The sequence below is a fragment of the Cupriavidus sp. SIMBA_020 genome (genome assembly GCF_046535395.1).
Taxonomy (GTDB): Bacteria; Pseudomonadota; Gammaproteobacteria; order Burkholderiales; family Burkholderiaceae; genus Cupriavidus; species Cupriavidus campinensis.
In genome coordinates, this window is record NZ_JAWRWU010001490.1 from 1 (window position 1) to 242 (window position 242).

Annotated in this window: 1 protein-coding gene; it reads right to left on the minus strand. The window is 64.0% G+C overall.

Annotated elements, in window-relative coordinates:
- A partial coding sequence (locus SB751_RS34545; protein ID WP_410749557.1) for a fumarate hydratase occupies positions 1-242 on the minus strand: 242 nt, incomplete at both ends.

Consider the following 242-nt stretch of genomic DNA (forward strand, 5'->3'; position numbering starts at 1 on the left):
TCGGTGACGCCCATCGTCGCGCCATCCCAGCGCACGTCCATGCCGACCTTCACGAAGATCGTGACGATGCCGGTGTCCTGGCAGATCGGACGGCGGCCTTCGGCGCACATGCGGCTGTTGGTGAGGATCTGCGCGATCGCGTCCTTCGCTGCCGGGCTCTCTTCGAGCTCGTAGGCGCGGCCGAGCGCTTCGATGTAATCCTGCGGATGGTAGTAGCTGATGTACTGGAGCGAATCCGCGAT